Origin of the sequence: Delftia deserti (genome assembly GCF_042653485.1) — a bacterium.
Lineage (GTDB): Bacteria > Pseudomonadota > Gammaproteobacteria > Burkholderiales > Burkholderiaceae_C > Comamonas > Comamonas acidovorans.
Genome location: NZ_JBHSIH010000001.1, coordinates 3,412,984 through 3,436,803, shown reverse-complemented (window position 1 = coordinate 3,436,803; position 23,820 = coordinate 3,412,984). Strand labels below are relative to the sequence as shown.

The window sequence follows — 23,820 nt, the reverse complement described above, 5'->3', positions numbered from 1 at the left end:
CTTCGGATCACGAAGAAACCACCAGCCTCGAATGCCCCACGCCACCGCCTTTCTCCACCCGCACCTGCACGGCGATGCGCTCCTTGAGCGCCTCCACGTGGCTGATGATGCCGATCATCTTGCCGCTGTCGTTGAGCCGGTCGAGTGCGTCGAGCGCGATCTCCAGCGTGTCGGCATCGAGCGTGCCGAAGCCTTCGTCGAGGAACAGGGAATCGATGGAGGTCTTGTGGCTGACCAGGTCCGACAGGGCCAGTGCCAGGGCCAGGCTGACGAGGAAGGCCTCGCCGCCCGATAGCGTGCGCGTGTCGCGCGGGGTGTCGCCCTGCCAGCTGTCGACGATGTCCAGTTCCAGCTCGCCCTCGGGCTTGCGGCGCAGCAGGTAGCGGCCGTGCAGGCGCGCCAGGTGGAGGTTGGCCAGGTGCAGCAGGTGGTCCAGGGTGAGGCCCTGGGCAAAGCGCCGGTATTTGTCCCCCTTGGCCGAGCCGATGAGGCCATCCAGGTGCTGCCACAGGTCGCTGTCGCTCGCCTGGGCGGCGATGTGCTCGAACAGGGCCTGCTGGCCCTGGCGGCGGCGCTGGTCGTCGGCCAGTTGCGTGCGTGCGCCGCCCAGTTGTTCGCTGAGTGCGTTGCGGCGATCCTCCAGCGTTTGCAGGCGGGCCTGGATTTCTTCGGGCGCAACCTCGGTCAGGGCCTGGGCTTGCAGTTGGGTGTGCTCGCGCTGTGCGGCTTCCAGCAGGGTGGCCGCGCGCTGTTGTGCCGCCTGCAGTTGCTGGCGCAGCGCAACCAGGCGCTGGCGTTCGGGGGCGGGCAGCAAGGCCTGCAGGTAGGCGTGCTCCCCGGCAAAGGGGCTGGCGGCCAGGGCGGCCTGCCATGCGGATTCGGCCTGGGCCGCCTCCTCGTGCTGGCGGGCCAGCGTGGCCTGGGCCTGCTGCTGCTGGCCTTGCAGGGCGTCGCGCTGCCGCGTGAGGGCGGCGATGTCGCTGGCGCATTCGGCCAGGGCCTGCGGCAGCTGTTCCACGGGCGGCAAGGGCAGGGAAGGCGGCTCTGCCACAGCCGTATCGGCGGGATGGCGCTGCGCCGTTCTCTGCGCCTGCCACCGTGTTTCCCACTGTGTTTCCGACTGTTTTTTCCAGCGCTGCGCATCGGCCTCGGCAGCCTCGCATTCCTTGCGCTGCAAGGCCAGGGATTGCGCCAGCTGCTGCAGGTCGTACCGGGCCTGTTGCCAGTGCTGCCATTCGGCTTCGCGCGCCTCAAGCCAGGGCTGGGCGTCGTCGGGCAGGGTGTGGCCGGCCTCGCCGAGTGAGGCCTGCAACTGCGCGTTCAGCGCCTGGGCTTCGGCCTGCAGGCCGGCGATGGATTGCTGCAGTTCTTCGCGGCGTGCGCTGTGGTCGGCCAGGGCCTGCTGCTGCAGCGCAAGCTGGCCTTGCGCGGTCTGCAGTGACTGGCGGCTGTGCTGGGCGGCATCCTTGGCCTGTTGCACGGCCTGCTCGCCTTGCTCGGCGGCCTGCACGGCGCGCTTGAGCGTGTCCAGCTGGCGGGCGCAGGCCTGGGCCGATGCGGCGAGGGTGTCGGCCTGTTGCCAACTGTCTGGCGCGAGTTGCAGGGGTTGCGTGAGGCCCTGCCATGTGTCGTTCCATGTGCCGTGCCAGCGTGCGATGTCCTGTACCAGCTCGTCGGCCTGGCGCTGGCGGGCAGCCTGCGCGGCCGTGGTGGCGGCCAGCGTGGCGCGGGCGGTTTCGCCCTGGGTTTGCAGGGCGTCGAGTTCATCCTGCTTGCGGCGCAGCGCGGCTTCGGTGGCTGAGGCGTCCAGCGCTTCGTAGGCGGCCACGGCCGGGTGCTCGTGCGCGCCGCACAGCGGGCAGGGCTGGCCGGGCTGCAGGGCGTGGCGGTGCTCGGACAGGCTTTGGATGCGCTGCTCCTGGAGGAGCAGGGTCTGCTTGTCCGCGACCTGTTCCTTGACGCTCTTGTACTGCTGCCGCAGGGCTTGCAGCGATGTGTCCTGCGCCCGCGCCTGTGCCTCTCCATCGCGCAATTCCTGCTCCAGCGCAGCTTGCTGGCGCGCAAGTTCGCGGCGCTGCGCGGCCTGGGTTTCTGCCTGGCGCCACAGGTGCAGGCGGTCCTGCTCTGCCTGCTCGCGGGCGCGCAGCTCGGCCATGCCGCCGCTGCCTTGAAGGCGCTGCGCCTGTTCGTCCTGCGCGTGCTGGAGTGCGGCGCTGGCGCGGGCCTGGGCGTCGGTGGCGGCCTGGACCTGGGCCGTGCCGGCTTCGGCGCTTTGCGCCATGCGGGCCTGTTCGGCATCCAGCTTGCGCAGGGCCTGCTGCTGGCTGGCCGCGTGCTGTTGCTGGCTGGCGCGCAGCTTGAACTGCTGGCGCCAGCTGCCCAGGCGCTCGCCCAGCAGGGCATGTGCGGCATGGTGGTTGCAGAACTGTTCCAGCGTTTGGTGCTCGGCCTGCTGTCGGGCCAGGGTGTCTTGCGCGGCCTGGGCCAGGCGGGCGGACAGGGCCTGGGCATGGCGGTGCTGCAGCAGCAGGCGGGCCTGGGTCTGCTGTTCGTGCTCGCGCAGTTGCTGCAGTTGCCGGCGGCTGTCATCGCAGGCGGCGGTGCTGCGCTGCCAGGTCTGGTGCAGCGGCTGCAGCACCTGCGCGGGCTCGTCGTGGGCCAGTTTTTCCAGTTCGGGCGCGGCCTGCTCCAGTGCCTGGGCGGCGTCTGCGCAGCCGGTGCTGGCGGCCTGCAGTGTCTGGTTGGCCTGGGCCAGTTGCTGCTGCCATTGGTGCTGGGCCTGGGTGCGCAGGTAGTCGGCCTGCAGCGTGGCCTGCTCCGTCACCAGGCTGTCGGCCTGGGCCTGCAGGGCATCGCGCGCCTCGGGCGTCAGCAACTCCACGCCATCGGCCTGGGCCTTGAGCTGGTCCAGGCGCTGGCGTGCGTCGCGGGCGCGTTCGAAGACTTTCTGCGAGATGAGGCCGTAGATCTCGGTGCCTGTCAGCTCTTCCAGCAGGCCGGCGCGCTCATTGGCATTGGCTTGCAGAAAAGCCGCAAAGCCGCCCTGGGCCAGCAGCATGGACTTGGTGAAGCGCTCGAAGTCCAGCCCCGTGATGGCGGCGGTCTGTTCCAGCTTGTCGCGCGTCTGGCTGCTGAGGATGCTGCCGTCGCCCCGGGCCAGTTCCACCTTGGGCGCCTGCAGCGCGCCATCGAGCCTGTCGCGTGCGCGGCGCTGGCTCCAGAAGGCGCGGTAGACCTGCCCCTTGACCTCGAACTCGACCTCGGCCAGGCAGTCTGCCGTGTGGCGCGTCATGAGGTCGTTGGCCGATGCCGAGATGTTGTTCAGCCTGGGAGTCTGGTGGTACAGCGCCAGGCAGATGGCATCGAGCAGGGTGGACTTGCCCGCGCCCGTGGCCCCGGTGATGGCGAACAGGCTGTTGCCCGCGAACGGTGCCTGCGTGAAGTCGATGCGCCATTCGCCCTTGAGCGAGTTGAGGTTCTTGAGCCGCAGCGTAAGGATCTTCATGCGCGGGCCTCCTCGCCGTGTTCGCCGGCGCCTGGCTGGGGCGCATCGAGCCCGGCCACCACCTCCTGGTAGCGCCGGGTGAGGGCCTGGGCCAGGCCGGGCTCCAGTGTTTCCAGCGCCAGGCGGCGCTCGAAGACGTCGGCGGGGCTGATCTCGTGCAGCGACTCGCCAGCGGCGGCGGCCATGCCGGCTACCGCCCGGCCGCGCTGGCGCCGCACGCGCAGCAGTTCCACGGGCAGCTCGTCGGCCAGGGTCTGCACGCGGTCGGTGAGCTGGGGCAGGTAGTCGTCCTGCTCCACCACCACTTCCAGCCACACGGGCTGTGCAGGGCGGCCGGCCTGGGCGGCGGCGCGCATCAGATCCGGCAAGGCGGTCAGGCTGCCTGCCACCGAGGCCATGGGCTGAAAGCAGGGAACGGGCAGCAGCGTGACTGCCTGCAGCCCTTCGGGGCCCAGGTCCACCAGCAGCATCTGCTTGGACTGGCGGGCCTCGTCAAAGCTCAGCGCAATGGGCGAGCCGCTGTAGCGGATGTGTTCCAGGCCGCCCACTTTCTGCGGCTGGTGGATGTGGCCCAGGGCCACGTAGTCGGCGGGCGGAAAGGCCGAGGTGGGGAAGGCATCCAGCGATCCCACGTAGATCTCGCGCACGGACTCGCTGCTGCTGGCGCCCACGGTGGTGAGATGGCCCGTGGCGATGATGGGCAGGCGCTGGCCGGATGCGGCAGCCAGCGCGTCACGGCGTGCCATGGCGGCGTCGTGCACGCTGCGGTAGCACGACTCGATGGCGGCTTGCAGCGCCTGCTGCTTTTGCTCGGCGCTTTGGCCGGGCTGGCTCAGCACCAGGTCGCGCGGGCGCATGAAGGGCAGGGCGCAGACGATGCAGCCGGGCGCGGCCGGCTGCCCCGGCCGGCGCCGCAGCGGCAGCTCGACCACGTGGCTGGCCGTCTCGCCCACGGCGGCAACCACGGTGGTGTCCAGGCAGGCCAGCAGTTCGCGGCTCTCTCCCAGCGTGGCCACGGAGTCGTGGTTGCCGCCCAGCAGCAACAGGGCCACGCCGGCCGCATGCAGGCGCACCACCAGCTGGCTGTACAGCTCGCGCGCATAGCTGGGCGGCGCGCCGGTGTCGAAGATATCGCCCGCGATGAGCACGGCGTCCACCGCCTGGGCATCGACCTGCTCCAGCAGCCAGTCGATGAGCGCAGCGTGCTCGGCCTGGCGGCTCTTGCCCATGAAGTGCTGGCCCAGGTGCCAGTCGGAAGTGTGAAGAAGGCGCATGGTTTCGGTATCGCGGTATCGGAGCAATGTCCGCCGGCTGTGGCGGGGGCGACAGTATGGTCGCTGGCGCGCATGGGTGACAGCAGGACGGCGTGCCGCAGCTAACATCCCGGTTCGCATCAACCAAGGAGACACAGGCATGTTCAGCCACGTCATGGTCGGGGTCAACGACCTCGAAAAATCCAAGCAGTTCTACGACGCATTCCTGGGCGCGCTGGGCATTGCGCCGGGCATGGCCAACAAGAACCGCTATTTCTACCGCAGCGCGGGCGGCACGTTTGCCATTTCCACACCGATCAACGGCGAGGCTGCCTGCCACGGCAATGGCGCGACCATCGGCTTTGCGACGCAGTCGCCCGAGCAGGCCGACGCGGCCCATGCCGCCGCCGTGGCAGCCGGGGGCGTGACCTGCGAGGATCCGCCCGGCTGGCGCGAGGCTTCGCCCGGTGGCCGGCTGTACCTGGCCTATGTGCGGGATCTGGATGGCAACAAGCTGTGCCTGTTGCATCGGCCGCCGAAGGCCTGAGTTTCTGACCGTGCCGGACGGTGTTTTTTCGGCGCTGGAGCCCTGACGTCGAAACGCCAAAATGCAAACAGCCGATGTGCCATCGCTGCACTCGGCTGTTTTTATTGCGGTTGGCCAAGGTGGTGCCACGCCAGAATAATCACCATTGAAATGGCTTGAACTTGCATTTTGGGCAGTGCAATACCGTCTTGTCCCGGCCCTCCAGGAACAGCGCACCGCCCCGGAACTGGTTGATGCTCCAACTTCCACGGCTGCCATCGCTGAATGCAATTTCGCCGCTTGCATAGCAGGGCGACCAGTCTAGCGTGTAGTGCGCGTCGTTTTCGTTGGTGGTTTTTGCCTGTTGAAAATAACGGCGCACCTGGGAGATGGTCAGGACAAAGTTGGCGCAACTCACCGCTGGGTCTTTTTCGATGGGCGATTTGGCCGCGTTTTCCTGGATGGTGATCTGGCTGATCTTGGGAAGTATCAGTGGGCACAGTGGCAGCTCGAACTCTGAGCCTTTTGTGCATTGATTGGCGGCGGAGGCGGTGCTAGCCATAACAACTAGCAGGGGTAAGGTTAATAGTGATCTCACCATTTTGCTGAAATCGCTTCCGTAGGATTTTTTCTAGAGACTTCTGGGTGCCTGAAAACTTCGCTCATAGATATTCTTGGTGTCAGCGTTAATTCCGCGATCAGCCACTGTTGTGCATTATTCTGCTCGCTTGTAACGGCTTGGTAAGTTTTCTTTTCGTCTGGTACGTTCCCGCCACGAGGAAGTGCTTCACCTGCCAATTCAATGCCAATGCTGTCTTGGTTGGCCGGAAATCGTGCTGGAACCTTTTTCAGCATCTCGCGCTTGTTCTCTTGGGTCGGATTGAAACGTTGTAACGATTTTAATTCAACTGGTGTGCATCGCTTTTCCAGTAAACAACGCGCTTTTATTTTGCCAATGTGCCATGTTTGTTTGTAGAGGGAAGCGGTTTGATATATTGTTCCATCGTTCTCTATCAGGAAATGTGCTCCATTTGCTGATGGGTTTTTGTAACTATCAATTGAAGACTGTGCTGTCGATCCTCCAGTTTGATGAACAATGATTCCATGAATTTCTTTCATTTCACCACGTTCAATGGTGGGTGCGATGGCTGGCTTTATGAGTGAGTGGATTGCTATTCCATTTCTTTCGATTATTAGCATTTGAGTACCAAAGGTGTGGGCCTGATGATGGCCCATAAGTTGTTAATCATTGATTTGCGAGATATCGTAATTGCCGTTGATATGTTAGCCATGATGGGTATTGAGTGGTTGGGTTGAATTTGTAAAATCATGCAATCCTGATCTTTTTGTCATATCTCGCAGTTTTTTAGATGTTTGGGCGGCTGTTGTTGTGATCTGATATGCGAATCAGTCTGCCTGGCGGAGTAGCAACTGTCTTGGCTTATGCGGGTGATCAAGAAATTGGTCGACAACTGGACAGGCTTGGCCTCGGAAAAAGCACCACCCGGCAGGGTCAAAAAATACGCAGGCCCATGCCCACTGCCCTGTACGCCATACTCCCGCCCCGATGCGCCTGCGGGCGCCCCACCCCCAAGGAGAATGCGTGCAATCAGCAAGTGACCAGTGGTTCGACGAGGCGTACTACCAGCGCTACTACTTCGACAAGAAGACCAGCGTGGTCGATACCGAGCATGTGAACCGGCTGGGCGCTTTCGTCTGTTCCTACCTGAGTTATGTGCGCGTGCCCGTGCGCCGCGTGCTGGATGTAGGCTGCGGCATCGGTCTTTGGCGCGATGCGGTGCAGCGCCACTTCCCCGGTGCCAGCTACCACGGCGTGGAGTTCAGCGAGTACCTGTGCGGGCGCTTCGGTTGGGAGCGCGGCTCGGTGGTGGACTATGCGGCGCATGATCCTGCAGAGCCCTTCGATCTGGTGATCTGCCAGGGCGTGCTGCCCTATCTGAGCCCGCCGGATCTCAAGCGCGCGCTGGCCAATCTGGGGCGGTTGAGCCGAGGCGGTCTGTATGTGGAGGCGGTTGCGCGCGAGGATTACGAACGCGGCGTGATCGATGAGGATCTGACCGATCCGCGCCTGTTCCGCCACCGGGCCGATCTGTACCGGCGCGGGCTGGCCGAGCATTTCAAGGAACTGGGAGGCGGCGTGTGGCTGAGCCGCCGCGCCGAGCTGCCGCTGTTCGAGCTGGAAAGCGTGGGATGAGCCTGGAAATGTCAGCTGTGCCTGCTGCGGCGCAGGATGCCTGCGTGCCTCTGTCCTATCTGCGCGGCGTGGACTCCGGCGTGGCGCCGCATGCGGTCTCGCGGCTGCGCACGCAGCGGCTGGCGCGCAGCACGCGGCCGTTTCTGTCACGCGGCGGGCCGCGCGGTGAGCGTTGCGAGGGATGCCGGCTGCGGCCTTCGCACTGCCTTTGCGCGCTGCGTCCCATGCTGCCGACGCGGGCGGGCTTTTGCCTGTTGATGCACGATGCCGAGCCGCTCAAGCCCAGCAACACGGGCTGGCTGATCGCCGATGTGGTGGAGCAGACGCATGCCTTCGGCTGGGCGCGCACCGAGGCCGATGCGGGCCTGCTGGCCTTGCTCGATGATCCGCAGTGGCAGCCCTATGTGGTGTTTCCCGGCGAGTTCGTGGAGCCGCCGCAGCGCGTGGTGCATGCGCTGTCGGCGCCCCGAGCCGGGGTCGAACCGAACCATGGCCGGCGTCCGCTGTTCATCCTGCTGGACGCGACCTGGCCCGAGGCGCGCAAGATGTTCCGCAAGAGCCCTTACCTGGACCGCTTTCCGGTGCTGAGCCTGCACCCGGACCAGGTGTCGCAGTACCGTCTGCGTCGCTCCCAGCGCGAAGACCATTTCTGCACCAGCGAGGTGGCGGCCCTGTGCCTGGAGCTGACGGGCGACGGAGGCGACCGGCGCGCAGGCCGCGCGCTGGAGAGCTACCTGGCGCTGTTCACCGAGCACTATCTGCGCGCCAAGAACCAGCAGCCGGTGCAGGCAGACAGTGACGCGCGCCGTGGTCTGCAGGACGCAGTCTCATCCCGCTGTACGCCTGAAGAATAAAAACGATAGCGGTGAACGCTTGTGTTCATTGGGATTGGCGTCGTTTTGTTCCAAATTGTTGACAGCGCATCCATCGCTCAGGCCCGGTGTGCGCCGGTGGCTTCACGGGGTGGAATGGGCCAGGGCGCAGCGGTGCCAGCACAAACCTCCTGTTACGTTCCGGCTGCAGGGCGCTGCCCATACTCGCGGCGTGCGAAGAAAGGCGGATGGACATCCGGACGGGGGCATCGGACCCCGGGCTGAATGCCCATCGAACCTCGTCCCCGGGCGGTGATGGCTAGAATCGGATTTCGCTGAAATTCATCGGCCTGGCCCCGCTCAAGCGGGGCTTGTTCGTGCACGCAGGGCCGCCCGTAGAGGCGGCCCGCATCCTCCAGGTGCGCCGCAGCCGCGGCTCGCGGATTGCTGGTCACAGCATCCGCCGGGAACCTTGGGGCGTGCCGTCTCTCTTATCGCGCTGGACCATGCGTTGCGACCCTCCCGGGGACGGCTGCGCCATGTCCGCGTGCTCCATTTTTCATGGGGTTTGTTCATGGCCCGGGGCGTATGCCCCGGCGTTGGAAAGGTGTCCGGTTTTGGTGGTCAAGGATTTCAAACTGCACTACAACCCCGCCCTTGACGGGCTGCGGGGCGTGGCGATCCTGTTGGTGATCTTGTCGCACTCCCATGCGCCTTTGTTCGATGGCGCATTCTTCGGGGTGGACCTGTTCTTCGTGCTCAGCGGCTATCTGATCACCTCGCTGCTGCTGATGGAGAACGAATCCGAGGGCCGCATCGGCTTCTGGCGCTTTTACCGCCGCCGCTTCTATCGCCTGATGCCGGCGCTGGCCTTGTTCCTGGGCGCGTACTGCATCTTCGCTCCCTTGCTGTGGCCGGACCTGAACGACATCTACACCGATGCGCTGGTCTCCATCCTCTATCTGGCCGACTACGGCATCGCCTTCTTCGACAGCCCGGACACGCTGCTGCACATGTGGTCGCTGTCGGTGGAGGAGCATTTCTACCTGATCTGGCCGCCGCTGCTGGTGCTGCTGCTGCGCTTTTCCAAGCCGGGCCGCCTGTGGCGCCCGATTGCCCTGCTGTGGGCGCTGAGCTGGCTGTGGCGCGTGTACTGGGTGGACCAGGGCCAGCATTTCTATGAGATCTTCTTTCGCTTCGACACCCGTGCCTCGGGCCTGTTCGCCGGTGCGCTGCTGGCGGCGGTGATGATCGAACGGCCCGACTTCATCGCTGCACTGAAGGCGCGTATGCACCACGCCATGTGGGTGCCGCTGGCCGTGCCGCTGTTGATGGCGCTGCAATGGGACAACCAGGACGCCATGGTCTGGGGCATCACCGTGGTGGAATGCGCCGCCGTGGTGCTGCTGGTGGCGGCAAGCCAGGGCTCGGGCCTGGTCTTCGACATGCTGTCGTCGCCCTCGCTGGTGAAGCTGGGCCGTCTGTCCTATGGCGTCTACCTCTGGCACTACCCGGTGGTGCGCTATCTGCGCGCCGACTTCTCGTGGCCCGTGGTGGTGGCGCTGGGCCTGGCGATCTCGGTGGCGCTGTCGGCGCTGTCGTTCTACACGATCGAGCGCTGGGCGCTGCGCATGCGCGATGGCGAGCGCAAGGGCGGCGAGCGCCAGCCGCAGGCGCAGCCGGCCTGAATGCCGGCGGCGCGCCGAAAGCAAAAAAGGGAACGTTGGCACGTTCCCTTTTTTTGTGGGTGAAGGAGATCCGCTTCGCTCTCAGAACCCTGAGCCGGGCTGGGACAGATACTGCAGTTCCTCGGGCGTGCTGGTGCGGCCCAGGATGGCATTGCGGTGCGGAAAGCGGCCGTAGCGCATGATGACGTCGCGGTGCCGGTGGGCGTAGTCCAGCGTGCCGGCGAGGAACTCGCGCACGCCCTCGCCGCCAGCGTCACCGGCCTGGTCGGCCAGGGCCTGGAAGGCAGCCACGCTGCGGTCCTGCAGGGCCATGTCCTCGGCATGCTCCAGCGGCAGGTAGCAGAAGATGCGCGCCACGGCTGGCAGGTCGGCATGGCGGTCATGGCCCAGGGCGATGCCGTCCAGCGCCAGTTGCAGCGCCTGCGGGTCGCCTGCAAAGCTGCGTGCCGTGCCCCGGAACAGGTTGCGCGTGAACTGGTCCAGCAACACGATCAGCGCCAGCCGCCCCAGCGCCGTGCCGGCCCAGCCGTCCAGTTGGCCGGCCAGCGCCTCTTCGACCAGGGCGCCGAAGCGCTCGCGGATCTGGTCATCAGTGGCATCGGACTTGATGAACCACAGGCTCTTGCAGGCCAGGGCGCCCGCGTTGTCGGGATGCGCGGAGCCCAGCCAGTAGCTGAGCACGTCGGCGATGCGCGGGTCTGCGGCGTGAGAAGGGGCAATGCTTGTCATCGGTGGCCAGGCTCTTGTCGGATGAGGAAGCCTTCGATTGTGCAGGCGCTGGCGTACTGCCCTTGTGGATGGCAGGTTTTGCGCAGTCAAAGAACAGCTTGTGCAGATGTTTTTCAAGAGAATATGCACAGGATTTTCAAGGGAAATTACCGGTGTTATCCACAAATCGGTATTCGGATTTCATTGCTGGTGCCTGTCAATCAGGCACTCATGAATTCAAGATTTTTCGTGGCAATGTTGCGAAAGTCCCCGGAGATGCGTGCATCCTGCGCCACGGTCTGCCAGAAGCGGCGTGCCAGCGCCTGGGCATGCGGCCATTCGGCCAGCGTGGCGGCCGTGGGTCGCTGGGGCTGGGCGCCGAAGTCGCGCTCCACGATCTCGCCGTTGATGGGCATGTAGAGCATGGGCAGCATGTCGTAGGTGGGCGACAGCGCCCAGTCGCCATGGGGCTGCGGCAGCACGAAGGAGATGTTGCCGTAGTGCCGGTCGGTGTTGGCGATGAGCTGGCCGTAGGCTTCGAGCAGCCGCAGGCTGCGCGCGTCGGCCTCGGTGATGAGGCCGCGTGCGGCCAGGCGGTTGGCCGTGGCTGCCCAGTTGTCCACCTCGCCCACGTACTGGGCATTGAGCACCTGCAGGGACACCATGCCGATGCGTCCAGGGTTGCTGCCCGGGTGGTCCTGTGAGACTGGCACATCGGGTACATCGCCTGGCACATCGCCCGGCGCCGGCTGGCTGCGGTCGAAGCGCTCCGATTCGAGGAAGGCGCGGCCGCCATCGAGGAACAGCCGCGTGCGCGCTGCGGGCAGGCCGTCTTCGGCCAGGGTCTGCAGTGCCAGGTGCTCGCAGACCAGCAGGTCGCGGATGCGCTGCTCGGCCGGCGCGTTGCCTGCCGGTGAGAACTTGACGATGACGCTGCGCCCGGCCGTGATGCAGCAGAACTTGGGCTGCTCGCCGCCCGCCGACGAGCCCGGATGCGTGCCCTGCATGGCCTGCATGGCCAGGCGCGGATAGTCGGCCGCAGAGGCGGCGCGCAGCGTGCGCGCGGGCAGGGAGTGGAAGCGCTCGAAGGCGGCTTCGCCCACGATGAGGTTGCCCGGCAGGTCTTCGCCAAAGCGGGCCAGGGCGCGCAGCACATCGTCCTCGCCCCACTGGCGCGGGTCGCCGCCCAGCTGCAGTTCGGGGTGGCTGTGCGCAAAGCTGCGGCCGATGAAGCCCTGGGGCCGCATGTCGTCCAGGAACCAGGGCAGGCCGTCGTGCTGCTCGCTGAGGCCGTCGGCCTCATCCACCCAGAAGCCGCCGCCGTGCAGGGCGATCATGCGGCCGAAGGGCGACGCATGGCCTTCGGTGTCCACGCGCATGATGGCCACCTCGGCGCCCACGCCCGCCACCTGGCGCGGCAGCACATAGCGCTGCGTGCGTGCCGCCCCCACCTTGCGCACCTGGCCGGACTGGATCAGGGGTGCCAGCGCGCGCGATACGGTGGGCTGGCTCACGCCCAGCATCTGCTGGAGCTCGCGCGCCGCCAGCGCACCGCCCTGGCGGCGCAGTGCTGCCAGCACCTGCAGGGAAAGGTCTTCAGTGGCCATGGGGAATCAATTCATGAATGGATGAAAAAAGGGGTTAATTTATTGAAAATCAAGGATTTATGCAAATACATGAATAGATATATGAATAGATAAAAAAACCGCGCCCAAGGGCGCGGCAAAGCTGGATTTCGCGGCGGCTTGCAGGTCTGCGAATCACGATCACAGCCTGTGAAACTGGCGTGCTCCAAGTCAGAGACGCCGAGCAAGAGCCGCCTCGCGGCGGGGGCGCCTAGCCGAGGGCATCGTCCCCTGGGGGAAGCGGCGCCAGCCGCTCAGGGGGTCAGAAACTGTGCGTGATACCCAGGCTGATGCCGTTGGCGCGTGTCTTGTTGCCTGCGCCCTGGTAACCGTTCTTCCACCTGGTCGTGTCCAGCTCCAGGAACAGGCTGGTGCGCTTGGACAGCTGGTAGTCCACGAAGCCGATCAGGCGCTGGAAGCCGTCGTCGCCCTGGCCCGTGCGCTCGCGGTCCACCTTGTAGTAGCCGCCGTTCAGGCCGATGACGGGCGTGACGGCGTAGCGCGCGCCCACGGCCAGGATCTTGTTCGTGGTTTTCGCGGTGTCGCTGGTCTCGGCCTTGTTGCGGCCGTAGTTGAGCATCAGGCGCAGGTCGCCACGGCTCCAGGCGCCACCGATGTTGGCGGCGTCCAGCGTGCGGCCGCTGGCGTCGTGGAACTGTGTGTAGGCGCTGGTCAGCACCAGGTCGTCCTGGCGCCAGTCCAGGCCCAGGCCGCGCGTGTCCAGGCGCGAGGCCGACACGCCGGTCTCCCCGAAGCTGTACATGGCGCGCGCCGTGAGGCCGCCAAAGCTGCCCGAGTACTTGATGGAGTTGTTGACGCGGTTGGAGCCCACCTTGGTGTTGGTGGCGCCCCATTCGTTGTTCAGGCCGTGGCCCGTGAGGCTGGTGACCTGGATGTTGGGGTTCAGGCCCGCAAAGCGCAGGGCGATCGGATCGACCAGGCCCACGGAGTCGGAGATCAGCGTGTTCTGCCGGCCAGCCGTGACCGCGCCCCAGTGGCCGGCCAGGCCCACGATGGCCGCCCGGTCGAAGGTGCCGGCCACGCCGCCGATGCCGCCCACGTCGGCGCCCAGCGTGGATTCGAGGTTGAAGATGGCGCGCAGGCCGCCGCCCAGGTCCTCGCTGCCGCGTATGCCCCAGCGGCTGGTGGGGCCCACGCCGCTGTTGACCGAGCCCATGCTGCCCGCAGCCGGCGCATTGGCGCCCGACAGGCCGCTTTGCGCGCGCACCGACACGTCGATGATGCCGTACAGGCTCACGCTGCTGGTGGACTGCGCCAGGGCGGGGCCGGCCGCGCAGCCTGTGGCCAGCAGGGCGAGGGCGATGTTCTTCTTCATGGTGTCTCCTTGATTTCTTCTGGAAGGCGGGAACTTTGCGAGCGGCCGAGTTTCCGTATGGGAGCCGGTACTGCCTATGTCCGGCGGGCACTAGCTGCTATGTCGTTTCGTTCTCGAAGTGGCTGCGCGCAGGTGCCGGGCAACACCCACTGCAGGGACAGGGAATAGCCCCTGGCGGGACAATGTCGCTCTCAAAAAACATAGCGCCATGCGTATGGCATGCATGGCGCTTCAGGGTTTCGTGTCGGGCTTTCTGAGGCTTGTGCTGTCGTGATGAATCGCCGCTTTTTGTTGATGGTCGTGGCAGCGGGCTGGAGCCTGGCTGCGACCGGGTGTTCGGGTAAGTCCGGGCCTGGGAATGTCTCGGTTTCGCGGCAAAGGCTGCAGGAGGTGGTGGCCCAGCGCTTTCCCCGGCAGTTCCCCGTGGCCGGCATGCTGCAGCTCAAGCTGCATTCGCCGGTGCTGGGACTGCTGCCCGAGCGCAACGCGCTCAATGCGGTGCTGCAGGCCGATCTGTCGGGGCCCGTGCTCAAGCAGGGCTATGGCGGCCACCTGAACCTGGACTTCGCGCTGCGCTACGAGCCCACGGACCGCACGCTGCGCGCCCACCAGATCAAGGTCAACAGCCTGGTCATCAACGACTTGGCGCCCGCCATGAGCGACATGCTCACCACCTATGCCAGCGCGCTGGCCGAGCAGGCGCTGGGCCAGCTCGTGCTCTACCAGCTGCAGGACAAGGAACTGGCCCTGATGGACTCGCTGAACATGGAGCCCGGCGCCATCACGGTGACGCCGGACGGCCTGAGCGTGGCCCTGGTCCAGAAGCCCGTCGCGTCGCGCTGAGCGCAGCGGCGCACCTTCGCCCGCGCCTCAGTCTGCGCGGATATTCGCAGCGCGAATCACCTCGCCCAGCTCGGCGCTCTCGGCCTGAATGAAGGCGCCGAACTCGGCCGGCGTGCCGCCCATGGGCGATGCGCCGATGTCGGCCAGCTTCTGCAGCACGGCCGGCTGCGCCAGGCTCTTGTTCAGCGCCTGGTTCAGCGCCTGCACCACGGCCGGCGGCGTGCCGGCCGGTGCCACCAGGCCCCACCACACGGTGGCCTGCACGTTCACGCCCATCGAGCGCGCCGTGGGCACGCCCGGCAACAGGCGCGAACCATTGTGGTTGAGCACCGCCAGGGCGCGCAGCGCGCCGCTGCCCACATGGCCTGCCACCTCCAGCGGGTTGATGGCCATGAAGTCCAGCCGCCCGCCCAGCAGGTCGGTCACGGCGGCCGAGCCGCCCTTGTAGGGGATGTGCACGGCCTGGAAGCCGCCTGCGCGCTCCAGCAGGGCGCTGGCCATGTGGCCCGAGCTGCCCACGCCAGCCGTGCCATAGGACAGCGCGCCGGCCTTGGCCTTGCCGGCGGCGATCAGTTCGGCCAGGTTCTTGTGGGGCGACTTGGCGTTGACCACCACGACCAGCGGCGCCTCGCCGATGCGGCCCACCGGGATGAGGTCCTTGAGCGGATCGAAATTGAGCTTGGCGTACAGCGCCTTGTTGGTGGTCAGCGTGTTGGATGCCGTCAGCAGCAGATAGCCGTCGGCCGCGCCGCGTGCCACCGCGCCCATGCCGATGTTGGTGCCGCCGCCGGGCTTGTTGTCCACCACCAGGGACTGGCCCAGCAGCTCGGCCATGGGCGGCGTGACCAGGCGCGTGATGATGTCCACGCCGCCGCCGGGCGAGTAGGGCACGACCACGGTCACGGGGCGCTCGGGGTAGCCGGCCGCTGTGGCGACCAGGGGCAGGGCCGCCCAGGCGGCGGCGGTGGTGCCGAGCAGGGCCAGTGCGTGGCGGCGGGTGGAATGTCTTGTCATGCATGTCTCCGTTGGTTTTTATGGCCAGGCGACAGGAGCCTGGTCCGCCATTATTTAGCGTGCCAGGCATGGCTGGGCGTCGAACGTTACGATGCAGCGGCCATCGATTTCTTGGCGAACCCGTCCAGCCTTCAAGGTGCCCCATGACTCCACAGAATCCGCTTTCCGCCTTTTCCGTCACGCGCAAGTGGCCGGCCACGCAGCCGGACCGCATCCAGCTGTATTCCCTGCCCACGCCCAACGGCGTCAAGGTGTCGATCGCTCTGGAGGAGATGGGCCTGCCGTATGAGGCGCACCGCGTGGGCTTCGAGAGCAATGACCAGCTCTCGCCCGAGTTCGTGGACACCTTTCCCAACAACAAGATCCCGGCCATCCTGGACCCGCAAGGCCCGGGCGGGAAGCCGCTGGCGCTGTTCGAGTCGGGCGCCATCCTGGTCTACCTGGCCGAGAAGTCCGGCAGCCCGCTGCTGCCCGCCGACCCGGCCGCGCGCTATGAAACGCTGCAGTGGCTGATGTTCCAGATGGGTGGCGTCGGCCCCATGTTCGGCCAGCTGGGGTTCTTCCACAAATTCGCGGGCAAGGACTTCGAGGACAAGCGCCCGCGCGACCGCTACGTGAACGAGTCCGTGCGCCTGCTGGGCGTGCTGGAGCGCCGCCTCACAGGCCGCGCCTGGGTGATGGGCGAGCAGTTCACCATTGCCGACATCGCCCTGTGGCCCTGGGTGCGCAACATGGTGGTGGAGCAGGGCTACAACGCGGCCGCGCTGCTGGGCTGGGAGCGCTTTCCCGAGCTGCAGCGCGTGCTGGCCGCCTTCGTGGCGCGCCCGGCCGTGCAAAAGGGCCTGGTGACGCCGCCGCGCAACTGACCCGGCGGGCGTTGCATTCCTGGGCCGCACTGTCCCAGCCATGGTGGCTTTCAAAACGGGCGCGGGGGCCGCATCTGTCCGAGAATGCAGCGCCCCCCTTTTTCTTGCGGGCGCAGCCTCACAGGAGCCACGATGACCGCAGCCACCACCCCCGTCCTCCAGAGCCAGCCGCTGGGCCCGCTGTGGCCCACCATGGACCCCTTCCTGTTCTGTGCCCACCATGACGATGCCTATCCGCCCAGCGATGGCCGCCTGGGCGTGCAGGCCGTGGACCTGGAAGGCCGCCAGATGGGCAGCGACTTCAGCCGCAAGGACGGCTTTTCCATGTACCACGGCGATGGCGTGCCGGGCTTTCCCGGCCATCCGCACCGCGGCTTCGAGACCGTGACCCTGGTGCGCAAGGGCCTGATCGACCATTCCGATTCGCTGGGTGCGGCCGCGCGCTTTGGCGGCGGCGACGTGCAGTGGCTCACGGCCGGCAAGGGAATCCAGCATTCGGAGATGTTCCCGCTGCTCAACAGCGACGCGCCCAATCCGCTGGAGCTGTTCCAGATCTGGCTGAACCTGCCTGCGCGCTCCAAGATGGTGGAGCCGCACTTCACCATGTTCTGGAACGAGCGCATCCCGCGCCTGGAGCACGCAGACGCCGCAGGCCGCAGGACCGTGGTCACCGTGGTCGCAGGCAGCCTGCCCGGCGCGGCGCCGGCCCTGCCGCCGCCGCCCGAATCCTGGGCCTCGCAACCCGAGGGCGACGTGGCCATCTGGACGCTGCGCCTGGAGCCCGGCGCACGCTGGACGCTGCCGCGCGCAGCCGGCGCGGACACGCAGCGCATGCTGTATTTCTTTGCTGGCCAGGCACTGCAGGTCGGGCCCACGGCGCTGGCCCAGCATGCGGCCCTGCATGTGGATGCCACGCAGGACTGGGAGCTGCACAACGGCGGCGCCGACGCCGTGGAATGCCTGGTGCTGCAAGGCCGCCCCATTGGCGAGAGCGTGGCGCAGTACGGCCCCTTCGTGATGAACACGCAGCAGGAAATCATGCAGGCCATGCAGGACTACCGGCGCACCCAGTTCGGCGGGTGGCCCTGGGCCGAGCAGGACCCGGTGCATGGCGCAGAGAACCGGCGCTTTGCGCGCTACCCGGGCGCTGCGGCCGAGGAGCAGCCTCCGGCTGCCTGAGTCCGGTCAGGCCGCGTCAGGCCGCGTTTGCGGGTGGATGAAAGCTGGCCGGCGCGGGCGTGCGCCCCAGCTCCTTGAGGATCTTCAGCGTGATGGCCATGCCGGTGTTGCCTGCGGGCACGCCGGCATAGACGGCGGTCTGCAGCAGCACTTCGCGGATGGTCTCCAGGTCCAGCGGCGCGGCCTCGGCATCGGCCGGGTCGGCCAGCAGGCCCGTGCGGATGTGCAGCTCGAACTCTTCCCAGCGGCCCATGGAAGCCGTGATGGCCAGCACCATGATGCGGCGCGTGCGGCGCTCCAGGCCGGGGCGGCTCCAGATGCCGTCCCAGGCATAGGCCGTGATCATGCGCTGGAACTCCACATTCAGTTCGTTGGCGCGCGCCACGGATTGGTCCACCCATTCATCGCCCAGCACGCGGCGGCGGTTGGCAAGGCCGCGCTGCAGGGCGTCGGCGGAAGATTCGGTCATGGCGGGGTTTCCTGTGTCAAGCAATGGCATGGATCTGCGGCGCTGCCAGCAGCGCCAGGCATGCATCATGCGATGCCTGCACGGCGCGTGCCGGGTCGCAGGCCCGCGCCAGCGCATCTTGCAGCGCCTGCAGGGCCGCTGCGTCCAGCCGGGGCGCGGCCCATTCGGCCAGCAGCAGGCGCAGCTCGCGCCCCTGCTCCAGCGCCTGCGGGGCCAGCAGCTCCACGGCGGCCAGGGCCCCGGGCTTGCCTGTCCAGGGCGCCAGCGCATGCACGCAGGCCTCTGAAAACACCAGTCCGTGCAGGCCCTGCACATGGCCCAGCATGCGCTGGGGATGCACCTGCAGCGACTGCGCGGCCTGGCGCAATGCGGCGGCGGCGCCATGCACATGGCGCCACAGGTCGGGCCAGTGCGCGACCTCGGCCTGCCACTCGCCCAGCGCGCGCTCATGGGCCTGGGCCATGCAGCCCAGCAGCAGGGCCGCGAGCTGGGGGATGGCCTGGGCCTGTGCCACCGCCTGCATCAGGTGCACGGGATTGCGCTTGTGCGGCATGGCGCTGGAGGTGCTGCCGCGCGGTGCCTCGCTGACCTCGCCCACCTCGTACTGCGACATCAGCGACCAGTCCTTGGCCAGCTTGGCCAGGCTGCCGCCGCATACGGCGGCCTCCATGGCCAGGCGCATCCAGTCGTCGCGCTGGGTATGCCAGCTGCGGCCGCAGGCCGACAGGCCCAGGCGCCGGGCCAGTGCCTGCTCCACCTCGGCACGGTGGCTTCCCAGCACGGCGCCATTGCCCACGGCGCCGCCCAATTGCACGCACAGCGCAGCGGTGGCAAGCTTTTCGAGCTGTTCGATGCTGCGCCCCACGGCGGCAGCCGACTGCGCGCACTTGAAGCCGAAGCTGGTGATCTGCGCGGGCTGCAGCAGGCTGCGCGCCAGCATGGGCGTGGCCGCATGCGTGCGGGCCAGGGCCTGCAGTGCGCACTGCAGCGCGTCCAGCTCGGCCAGCAGCGCCTGCAGGGCCTGCTGCGTGAGCAGGGCCTGCGCCGTGTCCACCGCGTCCTGCGTGGTCGCGCCCCAGTGCAGCCAGGGCAGGCCTTCGGGGGCATGGGCCTGCAGCCACTGCTGCAGCGGCCGCACCACGGCCAGGCCCAGCGCGCCGCTGGCACGCGCCTGCTCCACCACGCCTTCGCAGGTGAGCGGCGCCTGCGCGCAGGCGCGCGCAATGGCCTCGGCCGCCGGGCGCGGCACCAGGCAGCAGTCGGCCTGGGCTGCGGCCAGCGCGGATTCGAAGCGCAGCAGCGCCTGCAGCCAGCGCGCATCCGCAAACCAGTGGCCGCTGTCGGCCGGGCCCAGATAGTCCTTCACCAATGACATGCTGTCCTTGCCGGTCTCAGGCCGTGGCGCCCGAGGCCTTGATCACGGTCGCCCACTTGGCGCTCTCCACCTGGATGCGGGCCGCGTACTGCGCGCCATCGCCCAGCAGCGGCACGGCGCCCTCGATGCCCAGGCGCGACTGGAAGGACTCGGCAGACGCCACCTTGAGGATGTCGCGCCCCAGCGTGCGCACCGTCTCGGCAGGCGTGCCCCTGGGCGCGAGGATGCCGTAGGTCAGCGAGCTCTCGAAGTCGGCCAGCGCACGCACGCCGGACTCGGCCACCGTGGGCACGTCGGGCAGCTGGGGCTGGCGTTTGGCTCCGGTCACGGCCAGGGCGCGCAGCTTGCCGGCCTTCACCAGGGCCATGGCCGCGGGAATCACGCCAAAGCTGAAGTCCACATTGCCGCCCACCAGGTCGGTCAGCGACGGGGCCGTGCCCTTGTACGGCACGTGGATGGCCTTGGCGCCCAGCGCGTGGGCGAACATCTCGCCCGTCAGGTGGCCGCCCGTGCCCGAGCCGCTGGAGGCGTAGTTCATCTCGCCGCTGCGCCTGCGCATCTGCTCGGCCAGATCGGCCACGCTGCGCGCGGGCGAGGAAGCCGGCACCACCAGCAGCAGGGCCGACGAGGCGAACATGGCCACCGGCTGCAGGTCGGCGGCCGCATTGAACTTGAGGCCCGGATACAGCGAGGGATTGATGGATACCGTGCCCGTATGGCCCAGCAGCCAGGTGCTGCCGTCGCCGGCCGAGCGCACCACGGCTTCCGTGCCCAGGTTGCCGCCCGCGCCAGCCTTGTTCTCCACGATCATCCCGTAGCCGAAGGACTCGTTGAGGCCATGCGCCATCTGCCGCGCAAACACATCGTTGCCGCCGCCCGGCGCAAACGGCACCACCAGGCGGCTGCCGCGCCGCTGGGCCAGGGTCGGCAGGGCGGTGGCCGCCATGGCCGCGGCCGCCGCGGACAGCCAGAGGCGGCGCGACAACGGGGCGTGAGCCTGGGTGTGAGAGGGGTGCAGGCAATCCATGCGTGTCTCCTGAAAATAGTCGTTGTCACGCAGTGTGGTGCAGCGGCGCCGGGGAAAACAGCAGTTGCATCTGCGTTGTGATCCAAGAGAATGTGTGAAATGGACGTGAGATATATACACAATTTCTTGAGAGTGGTGGACACCGGCTCCATGTCCGAGGCCGCTCGCCAGCTGGACCTGAGCCCCTCGGCCATAGCCCAGCAGATGCGCGTGCTGGAGGGCGAGCTGGGCGCGCCGCTGCTGGTGCGCCATGGCCGCAGCGTGCGCGCCACCGAGGCGGGCGAGCGGCTGTTCGAGCGCGGCCGCCAGCTGCTGCAGGACTTCGAGGGCCTGCGCGAATGGGTGGCCTCGGATGCGGACGGCGGCGAGCTGCGGCTGGGTACGGTGAACACGGCGCTGCACGGCTTTGTGCCCGCCGTGATGCGGGCCTTCGTGGCGCGCCACGCCGAGGTGCGCATCAGCGTGCGCGCCGGCCTCACGCCCGAGTTGTACACGGCCCTGGTCCAGTCCGAGCTGGACGTGCTGATCTGCCTGCAACCCTCGTTCGACCTGCCCAAGACCGTGTGCTGGGCCGAGCTGCGCCAGGAGCCTTTGGTCGTGCTGTGCCGCACCCGGGATGCGCAGCAGGACCCGCTGGCCCTGCTGCGCACCCGGCCCCTGGTGCGCTACGACCGCTCCCTGGCCGGTGGCCGGCTGGCCGACCGCTACCTGCGTGCCCAGGGCATTGCGCCGCTGGAGCGCATGGAACTGAACTCGGTGCTGGCCGTGGCCATGATGGTGGACCAGGGCCTGGGCGTGGGCCTGGTGCCCGACATCGGCCCCGTGCTCTCCCAGGGCCGCGACGTGCGCGTGCTGGCCCTGCCCGAGCAGGGCGTCGCTGCGGACGGCGCCGGCTCGCGCCCTGCCGATGCGCGCAAGGTCGGCCTGCTGTGGCTGAACACCTCGGCCCGCGCGCGCTGGGCGCGCAGCCTGCTGGAATGCGCGCGCGAGTGCCTGGGCTGAGGGCTCTAGCTGAACTGCGCCGCCAGGAAGTCCACCACGGCGCGCACGCGCGGCGCCAGCGACCGGCCGCGCGGGTACAGCAGGTAGAAACGGTCGTCCTCGCTGCGCTCCTGGTAGGACTGCAGCAGGGGGACGAGGGCGCCGCGCTCCAGGTCGGCGGCGATGTGGAAATGCGCCAGCCGCACCACGCCCAGCCCCAGCAGCGCAAAGCTGTGCAGCAACTCGCCCTGGTTGGCGCCGATATGGCTGGGGATGTCGATGGTCCTCAGGCCTGCCTCGTCATGGAAGGTCCAGCGATTCCACTGCGTGCGGATGGTGAAATTCAGGCAGCGGTGGCGCAGCAGATCCTCGGGCCGCTCGGGGCGGCCGAATCGTTCCAGGTACTGCGGCGATGCCGCGATCACCCAGGGCCTGTGCATCAGCGGGCGGCCGATCAGCGTCTGCTCCGTGGGTCGGCCGCTGTGGATGGCCACATCCAGCCCCTGGCGGATGAAGTCCCCGCGTTCCGTGCCCAGCACGAAGTCCAGGTGCAGGCGCGGGTGCCTGTCCAGCAGCAGCGGCAGGCGTGGCGCCACCAGGTACTTGGCCGTGGTCAGCGCCGTGTGGATGCGCACCGTGCCCGAGATCTCGGCGTCGGCCACGCGGACCGAGGCCTCGGCGTCTTCCATGGCCTGCACCACCTGCTGGCTGGCCTCGCGAAAGCGCTCGCCCTCCTGCGTGAGGCGGATGGCGCCAGCGATGCGCTCGAACAGTCGCACGCCCAGGCGCATCTCCATGCGCGCGATGAGCTTGCTGACCGTGGAGGGCGCCAGTTGCAGGCGCCGTCCGGCGCCCGAGAAGCTGCCCTCCTCGACCACGCGCAGGAACACCGTCATCTGTCCGAACTGGTCCATGAGCGCCTCCGGTCTCCCTGTGAATTGCGTTCACATGCGCTATGGCCGCGCATGCGTTGTCTCGTGCAGGGCCACTGTACAGAATGGTTTCGACGACCAGAACGGAGACAACACCGATGAGCCAGAACCCGATCCTGCGCATAGGCGCGGGCGCCGCATGGTGGGGCGACCGCATCGAGCCCGCAGCCCTCAATGCAGAGCACGGCGCGCTCGACTACCTTTGCTTCGAAACCATGGCCGAGGCCACGGTTTCCGCCGCCCAGGTACGTGCGCGGCGCGACCCGTCCTTTCCCGGCTACGACACCTACCTGGACGAGCGCATGCGCGCCGTGCTGCCGGCCTGCATGCGGCAGGGCACGCGCATCATCTCCAACCAGGGCTGGATCAACCCGCAGGGCGCGGCACGGCGCATCGTCGAGTTGCTGGGCGAGATGGGCATCCACGGCGTCAAGGTGGCGGCCGTGGGCGGCAGCCTGATCACCGACCGGGTGCTTTCGCTGGCGCCCACCATCCTGGAAACCGGCGCATCCACGCAGACGCTGGCCGGCACGCTGATCTCGGCCGAGGCCTACCTGGGCGCCGAGCCCATCGTGCAGGCACTGAAGGCGGGTGCGCAGATCGTGGTGACGGGGCGCGTGGCCGATCCCTCGTTGTTCCTTGCCCCCATGGCGTACGAGTTCGGCTGGGACCCGCTGGACCACGAGCGCATGGGCGCGGGCAGCGGCATCGGCCATCTGCTGGAATGCGGCGCCCAGGTCACGGGTGGATATTTCGCCGATCCGGGCCTCAAGGATGTGCCCGAGCCCTGGAACCTGGCCTTTCCCATCGCCGAAGTCGATGCCGATGGCGGTGTCACCCTCACCAAGGTCAAAGGCACGGGCGGCATGGTCACGGTGCAGACCGTCAAGGAGCAGATGCTCTACGAGGTGCATGACCCCGCCCACTACATCACGCCGGACGTGGTGGTCGATTTCACCCAGGCGCGCATTGTCCAGGCGGGCCCGGACCGCGTGCGCGTGACGGGCCTCACCGGCAAGCCGCGCACGACCACGCTCAAGGTTTCCATGGGATGCACCGAGGGCTTCATCGGCGAGGACATGTTCTTCTACGCAGGCCCCGGCGCGCTGCGCCGCGCGCAGCTGGCGCGCCGCATTCTGCAGGAGCGCTTCGACATCGTGAAGCTGGAGGCCGAGGAGGTCCGCATCGACTTCCTGGGCCTGAACGCCGTGCACGGCGCGGCCACGCCGCAGCAGGCGCCCGAGCCCTACGAAGTGGCGGTGCGCGTGGCAGCGCGCACCCGCACGCGCGAGCAGGCGGCCAAGGTGGGCCGCGAGGTGGATGGCATGGCCGTCTCGGGCATTGCCCATACGGGCAAGCGCGTGCCCCACCAGGAGCGCACGCGCGAGGTGATCGGCGTGTGGTCGGCACTGGTTGCGCGCGAGCAGGTGCCCGCGCACATCGACTATTTCACGAGCTGAACGGGA

Annotated in this window: 21 protein-coding genes; 9 read left to right on the top strand and 12 right to left on the bottom strand. The window is 67.6% G+C overall.

Features of this window, described 5'->3' with window-relative positions:
* Window positions 1-7 precede the first annotated feature (7 nt).
* Both ACFPFG_RS16640 and sbcD read right to left on the bottom strand, forming a co-directional pair.
* A complete protein-coding gene (locus ACFPFG_RS16640; protein WP_380107463.1) occupies window positions 8-3,505 on the bottom strand; it encodes an AAA family ATPase in 3,498 nt (1,165 codons plus the stop codon).
* Complete coding sequence (gene sbcD / locus ACFPFG_RS16635; protein ID WP_380107461.1) at window positions 3,502-4,779, bottom strand: exonuclease subunit SbcD; 1,278 nt, start codon at window positions 4,777-4,779, stop codon at window positions 3,502-3,504. The genes ACFPFG_RS16640 and sbcD overlap by 4 nt, the downstream gene beginning before the upstream one ends.
* 139 nt (window positions 4,780-4,918) lie before the next feature.
* On the opposite strand from sbcD, the gene ACFPFG_RS16630 reads away from it, so the two are divergent.
* Window positions 4,919-5,305 carry a VOC family protein gene (locus ACFPFG_RS16630; RefSeq protein WP_012202828.1) on the top strand — a complete coding sequence of 129 codons (387 nt, stop codon included), beginning with the start codon at window positions 4,919-4,921 and terminating at the stop codon, window positions 5,303-5,305.
* Window positions 5,306-5,444: 139 nt separating this feature from the next.
* Here ACFPFG_RS16630 and ACFPFG_RS16625 read toward each other — a convergent pair whose 3' ends face one another.
* Complete coding sequence (locus ACFPFG_RS16625) at window positions 5,445-5,846, bottom strand: hypothetical protein (RefSeq protein ID WP_380107459.1); 402 nt, start codon at window positions 5,844-5,846, stop codon at window positions 5,445-5,447.
* A 32-nt stretch (window positions 5,847-5,878) separates the two neighbouring features.
* On the bottom strand, window positions 5,879-6,520 hold the full coding sequence (locus ACFPFG_RS16620; RefSeq protein WP_380107457.1) for a peptidoglycan recognition protein family protein: 642 nt from the start codon (window positions 6,518-6,520) through the stop codon (window positions 5,879-5,881).
* A gap of 367 nt (window positions 6,521-6,887) precedes the next feature.
* Between ACFPFG_RS16620 and ACFPFG_RS16615 the strand changes: the two genes are divergently transcribed.
* The 3 genes from ACFPFG_RS16615 (at window position 6,888) to ACFPFG_RS16605 (ending at window position 9,999) form a co-directional block, all read left to right on the top strand.
* Window positions 6,888-7,499, top strand: coding sequence for a class I SAM-dependent DNA methyltransferase (locus ACFPFG_RS16615; protein ID WP_183020608.1), 612 nt, complete (start codon window positions 6,888-6,890; stop codon window positions 7,497-7,499).
* A gap of 8 nt (window positions 7,500-7,507) precedes the next feature.
* Window positions 7,508-8,353 (top strand): tRNA-uridine aminocarboxypropyltransferase, encoded by an 846-nt coding sequence (locus ACFPFG_RS16610; RefSeq protein WP_380107455.1) that lies wholly within the window; start codon window positions 7,508-7,510, stop codon window positions 8,351-8,353.
* 497 nt (window positions 8,354-8,850) lie between these two features.
* Complete coding sequence (locus ACFPFG_RS16605; RefSeq protein WP_353178887.1) at window positions 8,851-9,999, top strand: acyltransferase family protein; 1,149 nt, start codon at window positions 8,851-8,853, stop codon at window positions 9,997-9,999.
* Window positions 10,000-10,080: 81 nt separating this feature from the next.
* Here ACFPFG_RS16605 and ACFPFG_RS16600 read toward each other — a convergent pair whose 3' ends face one another.
* The 3 genes from ACFPFG_RS16600 to ACFPFG_RS16590 all read right to left on the bottom strand — a co-directional run bounded on the left by ACFPFG_RS16600 (window position 10,081) and on the right by ACFPFG_RS16590 (window position 13,668).
* Window positions 10,081-10,728: a DUF924 family protein gene (locus ACFPFG_RS16600; RefSeq protein ID WP_380107453.1), complete on the bottom strand. Its 648-nt coding sequence runs from the start codon at window positions 10,726-10,728 to the stop codon at window positions 10,081-10,083.
* Window positions 10,729-10,928: 200 nt separating this feature from the next.
* On the bottom strand, window positions 10,929-12,314 hold the full coding sequence (gene yjjJ / locus ACFPFG_RS16595) for a type II toxin-antitoxin system HipA family toxin YjjJ (RefSeq protein WP_183020611.1): 1,386 nt from the start codon (window positions 12,312-12,314) through the stop codon (window positions 10,929-10,931).
* Window positions 12,315-12,594: 280 nt separating this feature from the next.
* Window positions 12,595-13,668 carry a porin gene (locus ACFPFG_RS16590; protein WP_380107450.1) on the bottom strand — a complete coding sequence of 358 codons (1,074 nt, stop codon included), beginning with the start codon at window positions 13,666-13,668 and terminating at the stop codon, window positions 12,595-12,597.
* Between the two features lie 273 nt (window positions 13,669-13,941).
* On the opposite strand from ACFPFG_RS16590, the gene ACFPFG_RS16585 reads away from it, so the two are divergent.
* Window positions 13,942-14,511, top strand: coding sequence for a DUF1439 domain-containing protein (locus tag ACFPFG_RS16585; protein WP_232245671.1), 570 nt, complete (start codon window positions 13,942-13,944; stop codon window positions 14,509-14,511).
* A gap of 27 nt (window positions 14,512-14,538) precedes the next feature.
* Here the strand turns inward: ACFPFG_RS16585 and ACFPFG_RS16580 are convergent, their stop codons facing one another.
* On the bottom strand, window positions 14,539-15,525 hold the full coding sequence (locus tag ACFPFG_RS16580) for a Bug family tripartite tricarboxylate transporter substrate binding protein (RefSeq protein ID WP_197953930.1): 987 nt from the start codon (window positions 15,523-15,525) through the stop codon (window positions 14,539-14,541).
* A 143-nt stretch (window positions 15,526-15,668) separates the two neighbouring features.
* On the opposite strand from ACFPFG_RS16580, the gene ACFPFG_RS16575 reads away from it, so the two are divergent.
* On the top strand, window positions 15,669-16,391 hold the full coding sequence (locus ACFPFG_RS16575; RefSeq protein WP_183020614.1) for a glutathione binding-like protein: 723 nt from the start codon (window positions 15,669-15,671) through the stop codon (window positions 16,389-16,391).
* A 132-nt stretch (window positions 16,392-16,523) separates the two neighbouring features.
* Window positions 16,524-17,570, top strand: a complete 1,047-nt coding sequence (locus ACFPFG_RS16570; RefSeq protein ID WP_197953928.1) for a pirin family protein — start codon at window positions 16,524-16,526, stop codon at window positions 17,568-17,570.
* Between the two features lie 16 nt (window positions 17,571-17,586).
* Here the strand turns inward: ACFPFG_RS16570 and ACFPFG_RS16565 are convergent, their stop codons facing one another.
* The 3 genes from ACFPFG_RS16565 to ACFPFG_RS16555 are packed head-to-tail and all read right to left on the bottom strand — an operon-like array spanning window position 17,587 to window position 20,441.
* Window positions 17,587-18,039: a carboxymuconolactone decarboxylase family protein gene (locus tag ACFPFG_RS16565; RefSeq protein ID WP_183020616.1), complete on the bottom strand. Its 453-nt coding sequence runs from the start codon at window positions 18,037-18,039 to the stop codon at window positions 17,587-17,589.
* A gap of 16 nt (window positions 18,040-18,055) precedes the next feature.
* Window positions 18,056-19,414: a lyase family protein gene (locus tag ACFPFG_RS16560; RefSeq protein WP_380107447.1), complete on the bottom strand. Its 1,359-nt coding sequence runs from the start codon at window positions 19,412-19,414 to the stop codon at window positions 18,056-18,058.
* A gap of 16 nt (window positions 19,415-19,430) precedes the next feature.
* Window positions 19,431-20,441: a Bug family tripartite tricarboxylate transporter substrate binding protein gene (locus tag ACFPFG_RS16555; protein WP_380107445.1), complete on the bottom strand. Its 1,011-nt coding sequence runs from the start codon at window positions 20,439-20,441 to the stop codon at window positions 19,431-19,433.
* 99 nt (window positions 20,442-20,540) lie between these two features.
* Here ACFPFG_RS16555 and ACFPFG_RS16550 point away from each other — a divergent pair, with 99 nt between their 5' ends.
* Window positions 20,541-21,443, top strand: a complete 903-nt coding sequence (locus ACFPFG_RS16550) for a LysR family transcriptional regulator (RefSeq protein WP_380107443.1) — start codon at window positions 20,541-20,543, stop codon at window positions 21,441-21,443.
* A gap of 5 nt (window positions 21,444-21,448) precedes the next feature.
* Here ACFPFG_RS16550 and ACFPFG_RS16545 read toward each other — a convergent pair whose 3' ends face one another.
* Window positions 21,449-22,336 (bottom strand): LysR family transcriptional regulator, encoded by an 888-nt coding sequence (locus ACFPFG_RS16545; protein WP_183020620.1) that lies wholly within the window; start codon window positions 22,334-22,336, stop codon window positions 21,449-21,451.
* A 116-nt stretch (window positions 22,337-22,452) separates the two neighbouring features.
* Between ACFPFG_RS16545 and ACFPFG_RS16540 the strand changes: the two genes are divergently transcribed.
* Complete coding sequence (locus ACFPFG_RS16540) at window positions 22,453-23,814, top strand: acyclic terpene utilization AtuA family protein (protein ID WP_183020621.1); 1,362 nt, start codon at window positions 22,453-22,455, stop codon at window positions 23,812-23,814.
* Window positions 23,815-23,820 lie beyond the last annotated feature (6 nt).